Genomic DNA, 18165 nt, shown 5'->3' with positions numbered 1-18165 from the left:
CCATGCTGAACTTCGAACTCCTCAAGACCGACCCCGACAGCCACGCGCGCCGCGCCACGCTCACGCTCAACCACGGCGTGGTGCAGACGCCGATCTTCATGCCCGTGGGCACCTACGGCACCGTCAAGGGCGTGATGCCGCGCAGCCTCGAGGAGATGGGCGCGCAGATCATCCTGGGCAACACCTTCCACCTGTGGATGCGCCCGGGCCTGGACGTGATGCAGAGCTTCGGCGGGCTGCACCAGTTCGAGAAGTGGAACAAGCCGATCCTCACCGACTCGGGCGGCTTCCAGGTCTGGTCGCTGGGCGCGATGCGCAAGATCAGCGAGGAAGGCGTGAAGTTCGCGTCGCCGGTCAACGGCGACAAGCTGTTCCTCACGCCCGAGGTCTCGATGCAGATCCAGACCATCCTCAACAGCGACATCGTGATGCAGTTCGACGAGTGCACGCCCTACGACACCAAGGGCCACATCACGACCGAGGCCGAGGCGCGCATCTCGATGGAACTGAGCCTGCGCTGGGCCAAGCGCTGCCAAGCCGAGTTCGAGCGGTTGCAGAACCCGAACGCGCTGTTCGGCATCGTGCAGGGCGGCATGTACGAGAACCTGCGCGAGGAATCGCTGACGGCGCTGGTCGACATGGACTTCCCCGGCTACGCCATCGGCGGGGTGAGCGTGGGCGAGCCCAAGGAGGAGATGCTGCACATCATGGGCCACACGCCGCACCGGCTGCCCGCGCACAAGCCGCGCTACCTGATGGGCGTGGGCACGCCCGAGGACCTGGTGCAGGGCGTGGCCGACGGCGTCGACATGTTCGACTGCGTGATGCCCACGCGCAATGCGCGCAACGGCACGCTGTTCACGCGCTTCGGCGACCTCAAGATGCGCAACGCGCGCCACAAGAGCGACCCGCAGCCCATCGATCCGAGCTGCACCTGCCACGCCTGCGCGGGCACATCGGGCGTGAGCTGGAACGACGGCGGGCGCGAGGGCTTCAGCCGCGCCTACCTGCATCACCTCGACCGCTGCGGCGAGATGCTCGGGCCGATGCTCACGACCATCCACAACCTGCACTACTACCTGAACCTGATGCGCGAGATCCGCGAGGCGCTCGACGCGGGAACGTTCACGGAATTCCGCGCGCGCTTCAAGTCGGAGCGGGCACGGGGCGTCTGAGACGCGACGCGCGTTCCGCGCTAACCTCGCGGGCTTCCAGGCTGTCGTCTTCCACGCCCATGAGCACCGCACCCTCGCCCTATACCGCGCGCTATCCCTCGCTCGCCGAGCGCACCGTCTTCATCTCGGGCGGCGCGAGCGGCATCGGCGAATCGCTGGTGCGGGCCTTCCATGCGCAGGGCGCGAAGGTCGGCTTCTGCGACATCGACAGCGCCGCGGGCCAGGCGCTCGCGGGCCAGCTGCGCGGCGAGCATCCCGCGCTGTTCCTGCCCTGCGACGTGACCGACACGGCCGCGCTGGGCGCCACCATCGACGCGGTGCGCTCGCACTTCGGGCCGGTGGGCGTGCTGCTCAACAACGCGGCCAACGACCGCCGCCACGAGATGGCCGACGTCACCGACGAGGACTTCGACCGGCTGGTGGCCGTGAACCTCAAGCACCAGTTCTTCGCCGCGCAGGCGGTGGCGCCCGACATGCGCGCGCTGGGCGGCGGCTCGATCGTCAACTTCGGCTCGGTCAGCTGGATGATGAAGGGCCGCGGCTACCCGGTCTACCAGGCCTGCAAGGCCGCGGTGCGCGGCCTCACGCGCTCGCTGGCGCGCGACCTGGGCAAAGAGAACATCCGCGTCAACACGATCGTGCCGGGCTGGGTGATGACCGAGCGGCAGCTGCGGCTGTGGGTCAAGCCCGAGTCGGGCGCGGAGATCGATGCCGCCCAGTGCCTGCCGGGCCGCGTGATGGGCGAGGACATCGCGGCGATGGCGCTGTTCCTGGCGGCCGACGATTCGCGCATGTGCACGGCGCAGGACTACGTGGTGGACGCGGGCTGGACCTGAGCGCCATCTCGCACCACCAAAAGAAAAAGCCCGGCACTGCCGGGCTTTTTTGCTGGACGCGGGCCGCGCGCGGATCAGTCGCGCAGTTCGGCCGGCACCTTGCCGCCGTTGGCCGCCAGCTTGGTCATGACCTGGCGGTGCAGCCAGATGTTCATCTTGGCGCTGTCGCTGGTGTCGGCGCCGTAGCTCAGCTCGGCCGCGAGCTGCTTGCGCGCGTCGAGGCTGCTGTCCAGGCCCAGCAGCTTCATCAGGTCGACGATGGAGGTGCGCCAGTTGAGCTGCTTCGCGCCCGGCATGCCGTCGAGCAGGGCCTCGACGTCGACCACCGTGATGGCCGGCGGCGGTGCGGCGGCGGCCGGGGCACCCGCGGGTGCCGGTGCGGCGGGGGCAGCGGGTGCCGTGGCCGGCGGTTGCGCGGCCTGCGCGGACGGGAAGATCTTGGAAAGGATGCTGCCGAAGATGCTCATTGCGCGTACTCCTTCGAGATGAGACGGGGGACGGACCGGGGCTGCGGCCGCGAATGCGGCGCAGCGGGCGGTTGTAGCACGAGCGCGTGACCGCCCTCCTCAGGCCGCGGGTTGCGGCGGGGTCCGGGGCGTGAAGGATTTCGCGTCCGGCTCCGACGATGCGGCCGAGGCACCGCAGGCATGGCAGAAGCGCGAGAAGGCACTCTTGCGCGTCTCGCAGACCTCGCAGTGGTCGTGCAGGCCGATGCCGCAGTGCGGGCAGAAGTCGATCGCCGTGTTCTTCAGGTCCACCGGCCGCTCGCAGCCGGGGCACACGCCCTTGTCGAGCCGCGCCAGCGCGGTGTCGTAGCTCAGTTCCTCGCGCCGCACCTGGTCGGGCTGCTGCTCGGCCAGCTTCTGGCGCGCGAGGTAGTTGTTGAGCGCGACGATCGCGTAGCGCCCCACCAGCACCGTGATCACGATGCCCACCGCGTAGCGCACGTAGCCGCCGTAGCTCGGCAGGTAGGGCACGAGTTCGACGAAGAAGGCGAACAGCGCGAACAGGATGAAGCCCCAGACGAAGGGCCACCAGGTGCTCTTGCGCTTCTTCACGAACAGCCAGCCCGCGACCACCAGGAGCGGCAGCGTGAGCGCGAGCCGGTAGGCGAACACGCGCAGCTCGATGCGGCGGTACTCGGCGTCGAGCTTGAGCTGCGCGTCGCGCTCCAGCTCGGCCAGCGCGGTGCGCGCGCGCTGCTCGGCCTGGCGCGCGTCGAGCATGCGCTGCTGCTGCGCGTTGACCTGGCGCTGCACCGCCTCCTCCTTCTGCTTGATGGCGTCGAGCGCCTTGGTGCGCGCGATCAGCTCGGGATCCTGGTCGGGCTGCGCGGTGGCGCGGCGCGTGGCGATCCAGTTGCCGAAGGTCTCGCGTGCATTGGCGCCGGCCTGCTGCGCGGCCTGCAGCTGCAGCCGGATCTGGTCGAGGTCGCGCGAGGCCTGCAGCTCGGCGGCCTCCGAGGCCTTGACGGTGGCGCGCAGCGGATCGGCCGCGCGGTGGTCGATGAAGTCCTCGATGGTGCGCACGCGCTCGACCTGCGGCAGGTCGCCCACGATGGTGCTGCCCAGCCCGATCAGGAAGCCCGCGAACACCAGCGCCACCAGCCAGAGGCCGCGGCGGAACCATTTCTCGGAGAGGCGCAGGGATTTGCTCATGTCGTCGTTCCTTCCATTCTTCTCGTGCGGGCCGTGCTCACAGCTTGAACGCCACCGGCGCCGCGCCCAGGCCCGCGCGCTGCAGCCATTCGAACACCGAATCGACGGTCACGGTCTCGATGCGGTCCGAGAAGCGCTTGTCGTTGGGATGGTCGTCGAAGGCGATGTTGGCCGAGCCGATGCGCCCGCCCAGGCGGGTCAGCGGGCCGAGCTTCAAGGTGGTGGGCTCGTAGCCCTTGAACTGCAGCCAGGCCTGCGCCTGCGAGCGATTGGCGATGGTGGCGGGCTCCATCGCGGCGGCCAGCGTCTCGAGCGCCCACTGGTTCGACTGCTGGTACTTGCGGCCCCAGGCGTAGCTGACGACGCTGTAGGGCGCGACATGCAGCCGCACCAGGCGCGGCGTCGGCTCCTGCAGCGCGGCCAGCAACTGCGCCTGCACCTGCGGCGTGGGCACGACCCAGGCGGTCTCGTAGCGCCAGAGGTCGTCGAGGAAGAACTCGCCGAGCCCCTGGCGGTAGACCGCCGCCACCGCGGTGCCGCACTGGTTGAGCTTGTGCACCACGCGCCACGGGCCGGCCTCGGTCTTGTAGGCCAGGCCGAGGTGCGAGTAGCGCAGGCCGTACTTGCTCAGGTCCTGGCCGGCGCGCGCCAGCACGACGACGCGCGCGCCGCTGGCGTCGAGCTGCTGCGAGGTGCGCTCGGCCAGCTCCATGCCCTTGGCGATCAGCGCGGCGCCGGGCTTGACCTGCTCGCACGAGCGGCCGGCCTGCGCCTGCGTCGCCGCGGCGGCCACGGCGAACGCGGCCAGCGCCAGGAAAGCGGCGCGCTTCATGACAGCCTCTCGTTGGCCAGCAGCGCGCGGCCGATGGCGTTGGGCACGAAGGCCAGCACCTCGCCCGCGGCCGAGAGCACGACGCCGGTGCCGATCACGCTGACGACGATGGCGGTGCCGACCGCGGTCGAGGCGCCCTGCGCCACGCGGCCCGCCACCTTGACGCTGGCGCGCGCGCCGTCGGCGGCGCGTTCGAGCACGTAGACCGTGCCGTCGGCCGAGGCCTCGACGGCGACCACGGTCAGGATCGAGCCGCCGACCGAGAGCGCGGCCGGCACTTCGCCGGCCTTGGCGGCCGAGGCGCCGGCGGCACCGACCGCGGAGGCGCCGACCAGCACCGAGGCCACGGGCAGCATCGACAGCGCGATGGAGGCATCGCTCTGGGCGCGGGCCACGGGCGCCGCGAGCGCGGCGAAGGCGGTGCAGGCGGCCACGAGGACGGTGGCCAGGGACTTGCGGGCGAAAGCGGTGTTCATGATCGGACTCCTTGCGTGCGGGGTGCGGGCGGTCATTCGGCGGCCGGGGTCTGGGCGGCTTCGACGCGGGCGGCGTGGCGGCCTTGCAGGCGGGCTTCGGCGAGGTCGGCCTCGTGGCGGTCGCGCAGGGTCTTGGCCAGCGTGAAGGCCGAGCTGATCAGGAACAGCCAGCTCACGCCGAGGAAGGCCTTGTAGGTGTCGTTGATCTCCATGCGCAGCAGGCCCCAGCCGGTCAGCAGCATCGCGACGAAGAAGCTGCCCCAGACGACCAGCTTCCACATCGGCAGGTCGCGGCCGGCGGCATGCTGGTTGTCGCGCACGAACTTCGACAGCACGAAGGCCGTGCTCAGGCAGAACACATAGCCCATCACCATGAAGGCCCGGTCCAGTGCCTCGCCCGGCAGCCAGCTCAGGCCGGTCGCGCAGAGGAAGACGGCGATCGCGAAGGACGCCCAGACCTGGAACTGCCAGGCCCGCGTGTCGCGCTGGACCGGAGCGGTGGTGATGGTGTTGGCTATATGGGTTTGCATGAGTGCCTCGCGGCGTAGTGAAGGTGGGCGGATGATGGTCCGCCCCCGCGCCGCGGGACTCGAATGATTCGACCGGTTCAGCGTTTCGGCTCCGGCAGTATCTCCAACGGATACTTTTCGGGGTATCTCGCCCCCCCAAGAGAAAGGCCGCCCGAAGGCGGCCCGTGTCCGTGCGCGCGATCCCGGATTCAGGGCTGCAGCAGCCCGCCCACGCGCTGCTGCAGCAGCTCGGGCCGCACCTCGGCCGGCGCCACCGGTGCGCCGACGTTGAGGCCCACGCGGCTGAAGAAGCCGCGGCGGAAGGGCTTGACCATCGCCACCGGCTCGCCGCCGCGCAGCTCGATGCGGCTGAAGAACGAGCCCCAGAGGTTGGTCAGCGCCATCGGGATCACGGGCGGCTCGATGCCCTCGGCGCGCGCGCCGTCCACGATCTTCATCACGCCGCCCTTGAAGGGCTGCAGCGCGCCGTCGCGCGTGATCGCGCCCTCGGGGAAGATCGCCAGCAGGTCGCCCTCGCGCAGCACGCCGAGCGCCTTGGCGAAGGCCGCCTCGTAGGCCGCCGGGTCTTCCTTCTGCGGCGCGATCGGGATCGCCTTGGCGAGCTTGAACAGCCAGCCGAGCACCGGCACCTTGAAGATGCGGTGGTCCATGATGAAGCGGATCGGCCGCGGGCTCGCGGCCATCAGCAGCACCGCGTCGATGAAGCTCACGTGGTTGCACACCAGCACGGCCGGGCCCTCGACGGGGATGTGCTCGTCGCCCCGGATGTCGAAGCGGTAGACGAAGCGCGACAGCACCCAGGCCACGAAGCGCAGCAGGTACTCGGGCACCAGCATGAAGATGTAGAAGGCCACCACCGCGTTGGCGATGCCGGTGAACAGGAAGATCTGCGGGATGGTGAAGCCCGCGCCCAGCAGCGCGCCCGCGATCACCGAGCTGCCGATCATGAACAGGGCATTGAGGATGTTGTTGGCCGCGATGATGCGCGCGCGGTGCGTGGGCTGGCTGCGCAGCTGGATCAGCGCGTACATCGGCACGCTGTAGAGGCCCGCGAACAGCGACAGCAGCGCCAGGTCGGCCATCACCCGCCAGTGCGCGCTCTGGTGCAGGAAGGCGCCGAGCCCCATCTCGGGCACCGCGGGCAGGCCGCGCGCGGCGAAGTACAGGTCGATCGCGAACACGCTCATGCCGATGGCGCCCAGCGGCACCAGCCCGATCTCGACCTGGCGCCGGCTCAGCGTCTCGCACAGCAGCGAGCCGACGCCGATGCCGATCGAGAACACCACCAGCAGCAGCGAGGCGACCTGCTCGTTGCCGTGCAGCACCTCCTTGGCGAAGCTCGGGAACTGGCTCAGGAACACGGCGCCGAAGAACCACATCCACGAGATGCCCAGCAGCGAGCGGAACACCACGATGTTCTCGTGCGCGAGCTTGAGGTTGCGCCAGGTCTCGCTGACCGGGTTCCAGTTGACGACCAGCTTCGGGTCGGTGGCGGGTACCGGCGGGATCGCCTGCGCCACGGCGCGCCCGGCCAGCGCCAGGGCCACGCAGGCGACGGCCACGCTCAGGTGGCCGATCTGCGGCACCGCCACCAGCAGGCCGCCGGCCACCTGGCCCAGCAGGATCGCGATGAAGGTGCCCATCTCGACCATGCCGTTGCCGCCCGTGAGCTCGCGCGCGTCGAGCACCTGCGGCAGGTAGGCGAACTTGACCGGGCCGAACAGGGTGGAGTGCAGGCCCATGAGGAAGACGCAGCCCAGCAGGATCACCGCGTCGGCGCGCACGAAGCCCCAGGCCGCGATCAGCATGATCGCGATCTCGAGGTTCTTGACGAAGCGGATCATCTTCGTCTTGTCGAACTTGTCGGTGAGCTGGCCCGCGGTGGCCGAGAACAGCAGGAAGGGCAGGATGAACAGCGCGCCGATCACCAGCCCCGCCATCGAGGGCTGCATCCAGCTGAGCTGCAGCTGGTAGGTCACCATCACGGTGAAGGCGAACTTGAACAGGTTGTCGTTCGCCGCGCCCGCGAACTGGGTCCAGAAGAAGGGCGCGAAACGCCGCTGGCCGAGCAGCGCGAACTGGTTGGCGTGGGCATTCGCCTCGGGCGGGGCAGCGGCGGGCGTGGTCATTCGGAAGCTTCTCCTCTTGGCGGCTCCGCGCGGCCCCCGGCGGGGAACGCTCGCGGGGCCGGGGGCTGTCGTCAGGCCGTCAGGGCGGCCGCGCCGGGATTGTGCCGCAGGGCCACGGCGCGCCAGCCGCTGTCGAGCCGCTTGAGCGCGGCCAGCACCGGCAGCGCGGCCAGGGCGGCGCACAGGTGCTTGAGCGTGTGGCCCGAGATCACGCCGTGCGTGGCCTCGTAGATCGGCTGGTCGGCCAGCTCGAAGGCCTTGGCCAGCACGTAGGCCGCGATCACCCAGCCCAGGCGCAGGCCGACGGCGCCGGGCATCGGCCGCGACAGCGCCAGCGTGAGCACCAGCGCCATGCCGCCGAACTGCACCAGCGCCCAGGGCAGCACGTTGCCGGTCTCCTGCGCGATCTCGGCCGACAGCAGGCCGGTGGTGAGCACGAACCAGGCGGCCGGCCAGCCGGCGCGCTGGCTCACGCGCTCGCAGACCGCCACCCCGATCAGGCCGGCGAAGGCGACCGCCATGCCGGCGCGGTCGGCCGCCAGCCGCGGCGCGTCGGGCGCCAGGTGATAGAAGGCCGAGCCGGCGGCGGTGGCGATCAGGCCGGCGAAGAAGAGCCAGGCGCAGTCGAGCGTGTTGTCGGGCGGATCGCTGGCCGGCGGCGCGAGCGGGAAGCCGGCCAGCGCCTCGTGGTGCGCGCGGTCGATGCGGTTGAGCCAGTACAGGCCCCAGCAGCCCATGAGGACGAAGGGCAGGTTGCTCAGCACGTCCATGGCGTTGGGCAGGCCGTGCCAGGAACGGGTGTCGGCGAAGACCAGGGCGATCGCGACCTCGGCGGCCGGCAGCGCCGGGCCGACGATGCCGATCAGGAGCAGCAGGCCCAGGAAGAAGGCCAGGCCACGTTCGCGGCGTGTCAGGGAGTGGAGGAGCATGTCTGTTCTCGAAGTTGGGTGACGGCGGGATGGCCGATCGGTTGGCGGGCGGAATTTAGTTGCCAGCCTCTCCCCAGGCATCGAGAATCGATACGAGGCACTATTTCACACCCATCGGTATCTCCAACCGATACCCAACCGGAACCCCGCCACCTTCATGAGTACCACCGTCGACCTCGTCCAGGCCCTGAAGAACGAACTCAAGAGCGCCCGCATGACCTACGCCGACCTGGCGCGCTCGCTCGACATGGCCGAGTCCAGCGTCAAGCGGATGCTGGCCAAGAGCGACATGCCGCTGTCGCGCGTGGACGCCATCTGCCGCGCGCTGAAGATCGATTTCGCCGAGCTGGCGCGGCGTGTGGCCGACGCCCAGCCGCTGCTCAAGGAACTGACGCACGAGCAGGAGAAGGCCGTGGTCAAGGACAAGAAGCTGCTGCTGGTGGCGATCAGCGTGCTGAGCCAGTGGACGCTGGAGCAGATCGTGACGGCCTACCGGATCAGCGAGGCCGAGTGCATCGGCTTCCTGGCCCAGCTCGACCGCATCGGGATCATCGAACTGCGGCCGCTGAACCGGTATCGCCTGAAGCTCGCCAAGACCTTCCGCTGGCGCCCGCACGGGCCGGTGATGGAGTTCTTCCGCGAGAACGTGGTGCTCGACTACTACCGCGGCGGCTTCGACGGCCCGGCCGAGGGCCTGCTGCTGGTGCACGGCTCGATCAGCCGTTCGCTGGCGCCGGCCTTCCTGGAGCGGCTGCAGCGCGTGGCGCAGGACTTCGCGCAGCAGCACCAGACCGACCAGAAGCTGTCGCCCAAGGACCGCGAGGGCTACACGCTGCTCTTGGGGATGCGCAACTGGGAGTTCGAGCTGTTCACGCGGCTGCGGCGGGCCTGAGCCCGGGCCGCCGGGGTCAGGCCTTGGCGGCTTCGAGCGTGTCGCGCGTGGTCCGCGCCGCGGCGCGCGCGGCCTCGGCGAAATCGTCGCCCGACGAGGCATAGATGATCGCGCGCGAGGAGTTCACGACGATCGGCGCGTCGGCGCGCCAGCCGGCGCGCACGGTGGCAACCGCGTCGCCGCCCTGGGCGCCGACGCCCGGAATCAGCAGCGGCACCGTCGGCGCCAGCGCGCGCACGCGCTCGATCTCGGCCGGGTAGGTGGCGCCGACCACGAGGCCGAGCTGGCCGTTGAGGTTCCACGGGCCCTGCGCCAGCCGCGCGACGTGCTCGTAGAGGAAGGGCTGGCCCTCGACGCTCGCCAGCCGCTGGCCCTGCAGGTCGGACCCGCCGGGGTTGCTGGTGCGGCACAGCAGGAACGCACCCTTGCCGTGGTGGCGCAGGTAGGGCTCGACCGAGTCGAAGCCCATGAAGGGCGAGAGCGTGACCGCGTCGGCGCCGTAGCGCTCGAAGGCCTCGATGGCGTACTGCTCGGCGGTGGAGCCGATGTCGCCGCGCTTGGCGTCGAGGATGGTCGGCACCTGGGGCGCGTTGCGGCGCATGTGCTCCATGAGCCGTTCGAGCTGGTCCTCTGCGCGGTGGGCCGCGAAGTAGGCGATCTGCGGCTTGAAGGCGATGGCGAGGTCGGCCGTGGCGTCGACGATGCGGGCGCAGAAGTCGTAGATGCGGCGCGCGTCGCCCTTGAACTGCCCCGGGAACTTCGCCGGCTCCGGATCGAGCCCCACGCAGAGCAACGAACCGTTTGTTTGCTGCGCGGCGGCAAGCTTGTCGAGGAAAGTCATGGGGGGCGATTTTAAAGGGGGCTCCCGACGGCCCCCGCCCCGGCTCAGCCCGCCTCGGGCTGCTGCTGCGCGGCCGCCAGGCACAGGTCGGCCCAGGCGCGGCCCTTGTCGACCGGATTGCGCAGCAGGTACGCCGGGTGGTAGGTGGCGACCACCGGCACGCCCGCCAGCTGCGCCGCCTGGCCGACCCGGCCGCGCAGCTTGCCCAGCGGCTCGCCGCTCTGCATCAGGCCCTGCGCGGCCAGCGGACCCATGGCCAGCACCAGCCGGGGCGCGAGCGCCGCGGCATGTTCGGCGAAGGCCTCGTCGAGCGGGCGCGGGCCGCCGGGCTGGCCCGAGGCCACGCCGCGGTGCAGGCGCATCAGGTGCACCGGCGTGCCGCCCTCGTGCAGCTTGAGCGCGCGCAGCATGTTGTCGAGCAGCCGGCCGGCATCGCCCGCGAAGGGTTCGCCGTGGCGGCCGTCGGCCTCGGGCGGCATGTCGGCCAGCACCAGCCAGCCGCCCTGCGGCGCAACGCCCTCGGCGGCGTCGGCATAGAGGCGGCGCGGCGCCTCGACCAGCACGGCCGCGCCGTGGCCGGCGGGAACCGGCGCCGGGCGCGGCGGCGGCGCGGCCACGGGCGCGCGCGCGGCGGCCGGGGCACGCGGCGCGACCGGTTCGGGTTCGGGCACGGCGTCGTCACGGGCGTCATAGCGGGCGTCCGGCGGCGGCATGTCGATCGGTTCGGCCTCGTCCTCCACCACCGGCGCGGGCGCCACGGCCACGGGGACCTCGGCCGCCTCGGGCACCGGCCACCAGACCTTCACGCCCATCTCGTCGAGCATCGCGCGCTGGCGCGCGTCGAGCCGCAGGGTCTGCACGGCGGCGTTCATCGCAAGGCTCCCCAGGCACTGCCTGTTTCGTTGAGGCGCATGCTCATGACGATCGCATCCTCGCGGCCGCCCTCGGCGCCCGGGTAGTAGCCCTTGCGCACGCCGACCGTGCGGTAGCCCTGGCGCAGGTAGATGTCGAGTGCGCGCCGGTTGCTCTGGCGCACCTCGAGCCACAGCCACTGGGCGCCCTGGGCGCGCGACCAGCCGGTCAGCGCCTCGAGCATCAGCGGCGCCCAGCCCTGGCGCTGGAAGGCCGGCGCCACGGTGATGTTGAGCAGGTGCACCTCGTCGACGCCCTTCATGGCCACGAAGTAGCCGATCAGCATCTCGCCGAGGCTGGTGACCGGCGAGAGGCGCGCCGCCTCGATGCCGGTGCCGGCGACCGGCGCCAGCAGGCACTGGCAGTGGTAGCCGACGGCGATCGAGTCGGTGAAGTTGGCGCGCGTCCAGGGATGGCTGTAGGCCGTCTGCTCGACGGCGCAGACGGCGTCGAGCCGCTCGATGGTGAGCGGCTCGAGGCGGGCTTCCACGGGTTGCGGGAGGGCGCTCATGCGGTCGCGGGCGGTGTGTTGTGGTGGGCGGCGGCCGCCTTGATGGCGGCACGCTCCTCGGTGGTTTGCGCCACTTTATCGCGAACGTAGAGCGGCCAGGCCTGCGCCGCGGGCACGGTGCGGCCTGCCGCCAACAGCGCGGGGGCCAGGCGCAGCATGGCGGCGGCCGTGGGCAGCACCGCGTGGCGCGCGGCGGCGGCCGGCAGGCGCTCGCCGTAGGCGGCGAAGGCATTGCCGGCCAACGCCCAGCCAGCCGGCACCACGAGCGATTCGGGCGCCATCAGCAGCGGGCCCTCGGCGCCGGCGGCGGGCTCGCCGAGCGGGCCATGGGCCTCGAAGTCGTAGCGCGCGGCGTAGATCTCCTCCATGCGCGCGTCGAGCAGCGCCACCGTGCGCTGCGCGCCGAAGGCATGGCGCGCCTCCTCGGCCACGGCCAGCAGGGTGTCGACCGGCAGCAGCGGCACGCCCGAGCCGAGCGCCAGGCCCTGCGCCACCGCGCAGGCGGTACGCAGCCCGGTGAACGAGCCCGGGCCGCGGCCGAAGGCGATGGCGTCGAGCCGCGCCAGCGCGAGGCCGGCCTCGGCCAGCAGCTGCTGGATCAGCGGGATCAGCGTGGCCGAGGACTGGGCGCCGCCCGCGCCCTCGTGGGTCCACACGCGCTCGCCGCGGCGCACCGCGATCGACAGCTGCTCGGTGCTGGTGTCGAAGGCCAACACATCAGGCATCGCGACGCCCTCCCGCCACCGCGGCCACGGCCGGCACCAGGCCGGCGGCGCGCGCGGGCGCCGGCTTCTGCACGCCGAACAGGATGCCCGCGGTCACCAGCAGCAGGCCGGCGATCAGGTTCCAGTAGAGCGGCTCGTCGAGCCACAGCACCGCGCCCAGCGCCGACAGGCCGGGCACCAGCGCCGTGATCATGGTGGTGCGCACCGGGCCGAAGTGCTGGACCATCTTCGTGAAGGTGATGCCCGACACCACGACCGAGCCGATGCCCTGGAACAGCATCTGGAACGCCAGCTCGCCCCAGGGCGCGCTGCCGATGCGGCTGGCAACCCAGCCGCCGGCCACCAGCAGGCTGTAGACCGGCACGTAGCTCAGCAGCGCGAACACGGTGATGGCGATGGTGGCGCGCACGGCGTCGAGGCCGTGGCGGCGCACCACGATGCTGTAGCAGGCCCAGCAGAAGGCCGCGGCCATGAACAGCAGGTCGCCCTTCCAGACCTCGCCGCCCTCGAAGGCATGCAGCAGGCTGCGCCCGCCCACCAGCAGGTCGCCGGCGACGATCAGCGCCAGCCCGAGCGCGCGCGCCGGCGTGATGCGGTCGCGCAGCACCAGCGCGGCCAGCAGGGTGGTCCACAGCGGCAGGCTGCCGGGCAGCAGCACCGAGGCATGGCTGGCCGGCGCGAAGAAGAAGCCGCAGTAGGCGCACACGGCATAGGCGACGCCGCCGAACACGCCGGCCATGGCCGTGACGCGCAGCGACAGCGGCGACAGGCCGAAGAAGGAGGCCGCCGCCTGCGCGCCGCCCGCGCGGGCGCGCATCACGAGCCACGCGCCCCAGGGCACCAGCACCAGGCTGGCGCCGCAGATGCGCGCGAAGGCGATGTCGAACGGGGACAGCGAGCGGCCGGCCGAGGCGCGCGCGATGACGATGAAGGCGGTCCACACCAGCACGGTGATCACGGCCGCGCCGATGCCGACGGTGCGGGGGGAGAGACGGGCAGGGGGAGACATCGGGGGCGCGGCGGGCATCCTCGGGATTATCGAGGGGCCCCGCGGACTGCGCCCGGCGGGGGACGAATCGCGACCCGCGGCGGGGTCAGCCGGCCGCGCCGTCGCCGCGCACGATCGCCAGGCCGGCCCGGCGCAGCGGCGCCAGCGCCTTCTCGGGCGCCTGGGGCGACACCAGCAGCCGCGCGGCCGCGCGCACCGGGTTCACGACCCAGGCCGAGGCCGCGCCCAGCTTCTCGGACGAGGCCAGCACCACGGTCTCGGCGGCCGCCGCCATCAGCGCGCGCTTGATCTCGGCCTCCTCGCTGTCGCCGGTGGTCAGGCCGGCCTCGGCATGCACGCCGGTGACGCCCAGGAAGAAGAGGTCGGCATGCACGCGCGAGATGGCGTCCATCGCGGCCGCGCCCACCGCCACCATCGAATGCCGGAACAGCCGCCCGCCGATCAGCAGCAGCTCGAGCCGGTCATGGCCGGCCAGTTCGGCCGCCACCAGCGGGCTGTGGGTGACGACGGTGGCGCGCAGGTCCAGGGGCAGGTGGCGCGCGAGCTGCACGGCGGTGGTGCCGCCGTCGACGAACACCACCTGGCCCGGGCGCACCATGCGCGCGGCGGCGCGGCCGATGGCCACCTTCTCCCCGGGCGCGATGCGCTGGCGGCCCGCGAGGTCGGCCTCGGCCGGTGCCAGCGGCAGCGCGCCGCCGTGCACGCGCTGCAGCCGGCCCTCGGCGGCGAGCTCGCGCAGGTCGCGCCGGATCGTGTCTTCCGACAGGCCCAGCGCCTCGCTGAGCGGCTTGGCGACCACCTGGCCGTCGCGCGCCAGGACCGAGAGGATGTGTTGCTTGCGCTGCCGGGTGAGCATGGGCCGATGGTAGCGTCGGCTTCACGCGACTGCACGAATTTTCTTGTTATTGCACGAATTCGCACCTATGCTCGCCGCCATGACCCTGCAAGACCGCGTCCGGGTGCACGAAGTCACCCTTCTCTCCGACAACTGGTACACGCTGAAGACCACGGCCTTCGACTGGCGCCGCAACGACGGCAGCTGGCAGCGCATGCACCGCGAGACCTACGACCGCGGCAACGGCGCCACCCTGCTGGCCTACAACCGCGCGCGGCGCACGGTGCTGCTGACGCGGCAGTTCCGCTACCCGGCCTTCGTCAACGGCTGGGACGACCTGCTGATCGAGGCCGCGGCCGGCCTGCTCGACAACGCGGCGCCCGAGGAACGCATCCGCGCCGAGGTCGAGGAAGAGCTCGGCTACCGGCTGGGCACGGTGCACAAGGTCTTCGAATGCTTCATGAGCCCGGGCTCGGTGACCGAGAAGCTGCACTTCTTCGTCGCCGAGTACGAGCCCTCGATGCGCGTGGGCGCGGGCGGCGGGCTGGCCGAGGAGGGCGAGGACATCGAGGTGCTCGAGTTCGGCATCGACGAGGCGCTGGCCATGGTGGCCGACGGCCGCATCGCGGACGCGAAGACGATCCTGCTGCTGTACCACGCGCGGCTGCATCTTTTCGCGCCGGGATAATGGGCCGCATGCCCGCTGTCACCGTCGCACGCTTTTCCTTTCCCCGTCCTTCCCGCGCGCTCTGCGCCATCGCGCTGTGCCTGGCGGCCGGCGCCCACGCCCAGCAGCCGCAGCCGCTGCCGGCCGAGGTCGATGCCGCGCTGGCCCGCGCCAAGCTGCCGCGCGACGCCGTGACCATGCTGGTCGCCGATGCCGACGGCCTGCGCCCGCCGCGGCTGGCCTGGCGCACGCAGGTGCCTGTGAATCCCGCCTCGATCATGAAGCTGGTGACCACCTACGCGGCGCTCGACCTGCTGGGCGCGGCCTACACCTGGAACACGCCGGTCTACGTCGAGGGCAGCATCGCCAACGGCGTGCTCAACGGCAACCTCTACATCAAGGGCCAGGGCGATCCCAAGCTGGTGATCGAGCGCATGTGGCTGCTGCTGCGCCACGTGCAGGGCCTGGGCATCACGAGCGTGAGCGGCGACATCGTGATCGACCGCAGCGCCTTCGAGAACACGGTTGAGAACGACCCTGGCGCCTTCGACGGCGAGCCGCTGCGCCCCTACAACGCCTCGCCCGATGCGCTGCTGCTGAACTTCAAGTCGGTCAACATGAGCTTCGTGCCCGACCGCGGCGGCCAGTTCGCGCGCGTGAGCTACGAGCCGCCGCTGGCGGCCGTGGCGATGCCGCAGACGGTGCCGCTTTCGCCCGGCGAATGCGGCGACTGGCGCACGGCGCTGCGCGCCGACTACGGCGATCCGAACCGCATCCGCTTCAACGGCGGCTTTCCCGCCGCCTGCGGCGAGAAGAGCTGGGCCGTGGCCTATGCCGATCCGCGCAGCTACGCGCTGCGCGCCATCGGCGGCCTGTGGGCCGAGATGGGCGGGCGCGTGGGCGGCCAGATGCGCGAGGGCCGCGTGCCCGCGGGGCTCAAGCCGGCGTTCGAGTTCGCCTCGCCGCCGCTGCCCGAGGTGATCCGCGACATCAACAAGTACAGCAACAACGTGATGGCGCAGCAGGTGTTCCTGACCCTCGGCCTCACGCAGAAGAACCGCGGCACCTTCGAGGCCTCGCGCGGCGCGCTGGTGCAGTGGTGGCGCGAGCGCATCGGCACCGGCGAGGCGCCGCCGGTGTTCGAGAACGGCTCGGGCCTGTCGCGCGACGAGCGCATCAGCGCGGCCGCGCTCGGCAGGATGCTGCAGGTGGCCTGGCGCTCGCCGGTGATGCCCGAGCTCGTGGGCTCGCTGCCCGCGCTCGGCGTGGACGGCACCCTGCGCAAGCGCACGCTGCGCTCGGGCGGCGCCGCGCACCTGAAGACCGGCACCCTGCGCGACGCCTCGGGCATCGCGGGCTACGTGCATGGCGCGAGCGGCCGGCGCTACGTGCTGGTGGCGATCGCCAACGCCGAGAACGCGGGCGCGGCGCGCGCGGCCTTCGACGCGCTGGTCGACTGGACCGCGCAGGACAACTGAACGACCGCGGGCCCGGCGGCCTGTACTGAAAACGTTGTGCAGGCAAGCACTGCTTGCATGGCACCGGGGCACTGACAGAATCGAACGCCCGTTCGTTCGAAGATCCAGGAGACCCCGACGTGCCAAGCCTCGTACCGCCACCCTCCCCTTCCCGCAACCTGCTCGCCGCCGCCTTCGCGAGCGCGACGCTGCTGCTCTCGGCCTGCGGCGGGGGCGGCGGGGGCGGCGGCTTCGGCATCGGCACCTTCCCGCCCGCGCCGCCGCCGCCCGAGGACACCGGCCGCGGCTCGGTCGTGACCAATCCGCCCGAGCGCGTGCTGAGCCTGTCGGCCGGCGATTTCCGCACGCTGCTGCAGCTCGACGACAAGGGCAAGGCGCTGCTGCAGGTGTCGGGCACGCCCAAGTGCGGCATCGACACGCGCTACCTCGAATACCGCACCGTCGGCGGCAAGGGCGAGGCCACCAACGCCACGGCCGCCATCATGGTGCCGCGCGGCGGCGACGCGGCCTGCAGCGGCCCGCGCCCGATCGTGCTGTACGCCCACGGCACCAACGCCGCGCGCGACTACAACATCGCCAAGTGGGCAGACGTGAACCAGGCCGCCGCCGGCGAGGGCGTGGTGGTCGCGGCCATGCTGGCGGCGCAGGGCTTCATCGTGGTGGCGCCCAACTACGCGGGCTACGACAAGTCGACGCTGCCCTACCACCCCTACCTCAACGGCGACCAGCAGGGCAAGGACATGGTCGATGCGCTGACCGCCGCGCGCAAGACCTTCGCCAACATCGACGCCTCGGACGCGGGCTCGCTGTTCGTCACCGGCTATTCGCAGGGCGGCTACGTGGCGCTGGCCGCGCACCGCGAGCTGCAGGCCACGGGCAAGACGGTGACGGCCTCGGCGCCGCTGTCGGCCCCCTCGGCCATCAGCCTGCTGGTGGACTACAACTTCAAGGGCTGGCCGGCGCTCGGCAGCACGCTGTTCGTGCCGCTGCTGTCGACCAGCTGGCAACAGCAGTTCGGCGACGTCTACAGCAACACCAGCGACATCTACGAGGCGCAGTACGCGACCGGCATCGACACCCTGCTGCCCAGCCTCACGCCCACCAGCACGCTGATCGCGCAGGGCAAGCTGCCGCAGCTCGCGCTGTATCCGGCCGGCGCCACGCCCGGCCCGGTCGATCCCTCGCTGTCGATCTTCTACGGCGCCGGCAACCTGGTGCGCCAGAGCTACCTGACGCGCGCCTCCAACGACATCGACGGCAGCCCCTGCCCCGGCAACGCCCTGAAGGCCACCCCCGCCTCGCTGAACTCGGCCACGCCGCTCGACTGCGCGCCCACGCTGGGCTTCCGCAAGGCGGCGCGCGCCAACGACCTGCGCAACTGGGTGCCGGCCAGGCCGGTGCTGATGTGCGGCGGCGCGCAGGACCCGACCGTCAACTTCCTGAGCACCCAAGCCACCGCCGGCTACTTCCGCGCCAAGGGCGTGCCGTCGGAGCGGCTGACCGTGGTCGACCTCGAGGACAGCGCGACCACCGACGCCTACTCGGCCGCGCGCGCCGGCTTCGCCCAGGCCAAGGACGTGCTCGCGCAGAGCACCGGCGGCAGCGACGCCGACAAGGCGCGCGCCGTGATGCTGGCCTACCACGGCACGCTGGCGCCGCCGTTCTGCCTGGCGGCGGCACGCGGCTTCTTCCAGGGCGTGCTGGCGGTGGGGGGCTGAGGCTGGGAGGCT

The 18165-nt window shown here is 71.6% G+C and carries 19 protein-coding genes; 6 read left to right on the top strand and 13 right to left on the bottom strand.

Annotated features, from left to right (window positions below):
• Positions 1-2: 2 nt before the first annotated feature.
• Positions 3-1175, top strand: a complete 1173-nt coding sequence (gene tgt, locus KV106_RS24325; protein WP_261212883.1) for a tRNA guanosine(34) transglycosylase Tgt — start codon at positions 3-5, stop codon at positions 1173-1175.
• Positions 1176-1234: 59 nt separating this feature from the next.
• On the top strand, positions 1235-2011 hold the full coding sequence (locus tag KV106_RS24320) for an SDR family NAD(P)-dependent oxidoreductase (protein WP_057596195.1): 777 nt from the start codon (positions 1235-1237) through the stop codon (positions 2009-2011).
• A gap of 74 nt (positions 2012-2085) precedes the next feature.
• Here KV106_RS24320 and KV106_RS24315 read toward each other — a convergent pair whose 3' ends face one another.
• From KV106_RS24315 to KV106_RS24285, 7 genes are all read right to left on the bottom strand, one after another.
• Entirely contained in the window at positions 2086-2478 is a 393-nt protein-coding gene (locus tag KV106_RS24315) for a DUF3597 domain-containing protein (protein ID WP_057596196.1), read from the bottom strand.
• Between the two features lie 99 nt (positions 2479-2577).
• Complete coding sequence (locus KV106_RS24310; RefSeq protein WP_261212881.1) at positions 2578-3669, bottom strand: zinc ribbon domain-containing protein; 1092 nt, start codon at positions 3667-3669, stop codon at positions 2578-2580.
• Positions 3670-3706: 37 nt separating this feature from the next.
• Positions 3707-4501: a DUF2145 domain-containing protein gene (locus KV106_RS24305; RefSeq protein ID WP_057596198.1), complete on the bottom strand. Its 795-nt coding sequence runs from the start codon at positions 4499-4501 to the stop codon at positions 3707-3709.
• Positions 4498-4977: a hypothetical protein gene (locus KV106_RS24300; RefSeq protein ID WP_261212879.1), complete on the bottom strand. Its 480-nt coding sequence runs from the start codon at positions 4975-4977 to the stop codon at positions 4498-4500. The genes KV106_RS24305 and KV106_RS24300 overlap by 4 nt, the downstream gene beginning before the upstream one ends.
• A 32-nt stretch (positions 4978-5009) precedes the next feature.
• Complete coding sequence (locus KV106_RS24295) at positions 5010-5507, bottom strand: YiaA/YiaB family inner membrane protein (RefSeq protein WP_057596200.1); 498 nt, start codon at positions 5505-5507, stop codon at positions 5010-5012.
• 188 nt (positions 5508-5695) lie between these two features.
• Entirely contained in the window at positions 5696-7636 is a 1941-nt protein-coding gene (locus tag KV106_RS24290) for an MFS transporter (RefSeq protein ID WP_057596201.1), read from the bottom strand.
• Positions 7637-7707: 71 nt separating this feature from the next.
• Positions 7708-8565, bottom strand: a complete 858-nt coding sequence (locus tag KV106_RS24285) for a hypothetical protein (protein WP_057596202.1) — start codon at positions 8563-8565, stop codon at positions 7708-7710.
• 157 nt (positions 8566-8722) lie between these two features.
• Between KV106_RS24285 and KV106_RS24280 the strand changes: the two genes are divergently transcribed.
• Entirely contained in the window at positions 8723-9457 is a 735-nt protein-coding gene (locus KV106_RS24280) for a helix-turn-helix domain-containing protein (RefSeq protein ID WP_057596203.1), read from the top strand.
• A 16-nt stretch (positions 9458-9473) separates the two neighbouring features.
• Here the strand turns inward: KV106_RS24280 and pyrF are convergent, their stop codons facing one another.
• The 6 genes from pyrF to KV106_RS24250 all read right to left on the bottom strand — a co-directional run bounded on the left by pyrF (position 9474) and on the right by KV106_RS24250 (position 14311).
• Positions 9474-10298, bottom strand: coding sequence for an orotidine-5'-phosphate decarboxylase (pyrF, locus tag KV106_RS24275; protein WP_057596204.1), 825 nt, complete (start codon positions 10296-10298; stop codon positions 9474-9476).
• Positions 10299-10342: 44 nt separating this feature from the next.
• Positions 10343-11170, bottom strand: coding sequence for a uracil-DNA glycosylase family protein (locus KV106_RS24270; protein ID WP_261212874.1), 828 nt, complete (start codon positions 11168-11170; stop codon positions 10343-10345).
• On the bottom strand, positions 11167-11721 hold the full coding sequence (rimI, locus tag KV106_RS24265) for a ribosomal protein S18-alanine N-acetyltransferase (RefSeq protein ID WP_057597908.1): 555 nt from the start codon (positions 11719-11721) through the stop codon (positions 11167-11169). The genes KV106_RS24270 and rimI overlap by 4 nt, the downstream gene beginning before the upstream one ends.
• Positions 11718-12446 (bottom strand): tRNA (adenosine(37)-N6)-threonylcarbamoyltransferase complex dimerization subunit type 1 TsaB, encoded by a 729-nt coding sequence (gene tsaB, locus KV106_RS24260; protein WP_261212873.1) that lies wholly within the window; start codon positions 12444-12446, stop codon positions 11718-11720. The genes rimI and tsaB overlap by 4 nt, the downstream gene beginning before the upstream one ends.
• Positions 12439-13473, bottom strand: a complete 1035-nt coding sequence (locus tag KV106_RS24255) for a DMT family transporter (protein WP_261212872.1) — start codon at positions 13471-13473, stop codon at positions 12439-12441. The genes tsaB and KV106_RS24255 overlap by 8 nt, the downstream gene beginning before the upstream one ends.
• 67 nt (positions 13474-13540) lie before the next feature.
• The gene (locus KV106_RS24250) at positions 13541-14311 is read right to left on the bottom strand and encodes a DeoR/GlpR family DNA-binding transcription regulator (protein ID WP_261212871.1); all 771 of its coding nucleotides are present in this window, start codon (positions 14309-14311) and stop codon (positions 13541-13543) included.
• 79 nt (positions 14312-14390) lie between these two features.
• On the opposite strand from KV106_RS24250, the gene KV106_RS24245 reads away from it, so the two are divergent.
• From KV106_RS24245 to KV106_RS24235, 3 genes are all read left to right on the top strand, one after another.
• Positions 14391-14978, top strand: coding sequence for an NUDIX domain-containing protein (locus tag KV106_RS24245; RefSeq protein WP_261212870.1), 588 nt, complete (start codon positions 14391-14393; stop codon positions 14976-14978).
• A gap of 8 nt (positions 14979-14986) precedes the next feature.
• Complete coding sequence (dacB, locus tag KV106_RS24240) at positions 14987-16435, top strand: D-alanyl-D-alanine carboxypeptidase/D-alanyl-D-alanine endopeptidase (protein WP_261212869.1); 1449 nt, start codon at positions 14987-14989, stop codon at positions 16433-16435.
• A gap of 119 nt (positions 16436-16554) precedes the next feature.
• Positions 16555-18153: an alpha/beta hydrolase family protein gene (locus KV106_RS24235; RefSeq protein ID WP_261212868.1), complete on the top strand. Its 1599-nt coding sequence runs from the start codon at positions 16555-16557 to the stop codon at positions 18151-18153.
• Positions 18154-18165 lie beyond the last annotated feature (12 nt).

Source organism: Variovorax endophyticus (assembly GCF_025376855.1).
Taxonomy (GTDB): domain Bacteria; phylum Pseudomonadota; class Gammaproteobacteria; order Burkholderiales; family Burkholderiaceae_C; genus Variovorax.
Note: the sequence above shows the minus strand (reverse complement) of the source record. Positions and strands in the feature narration are given on the sequence as shown.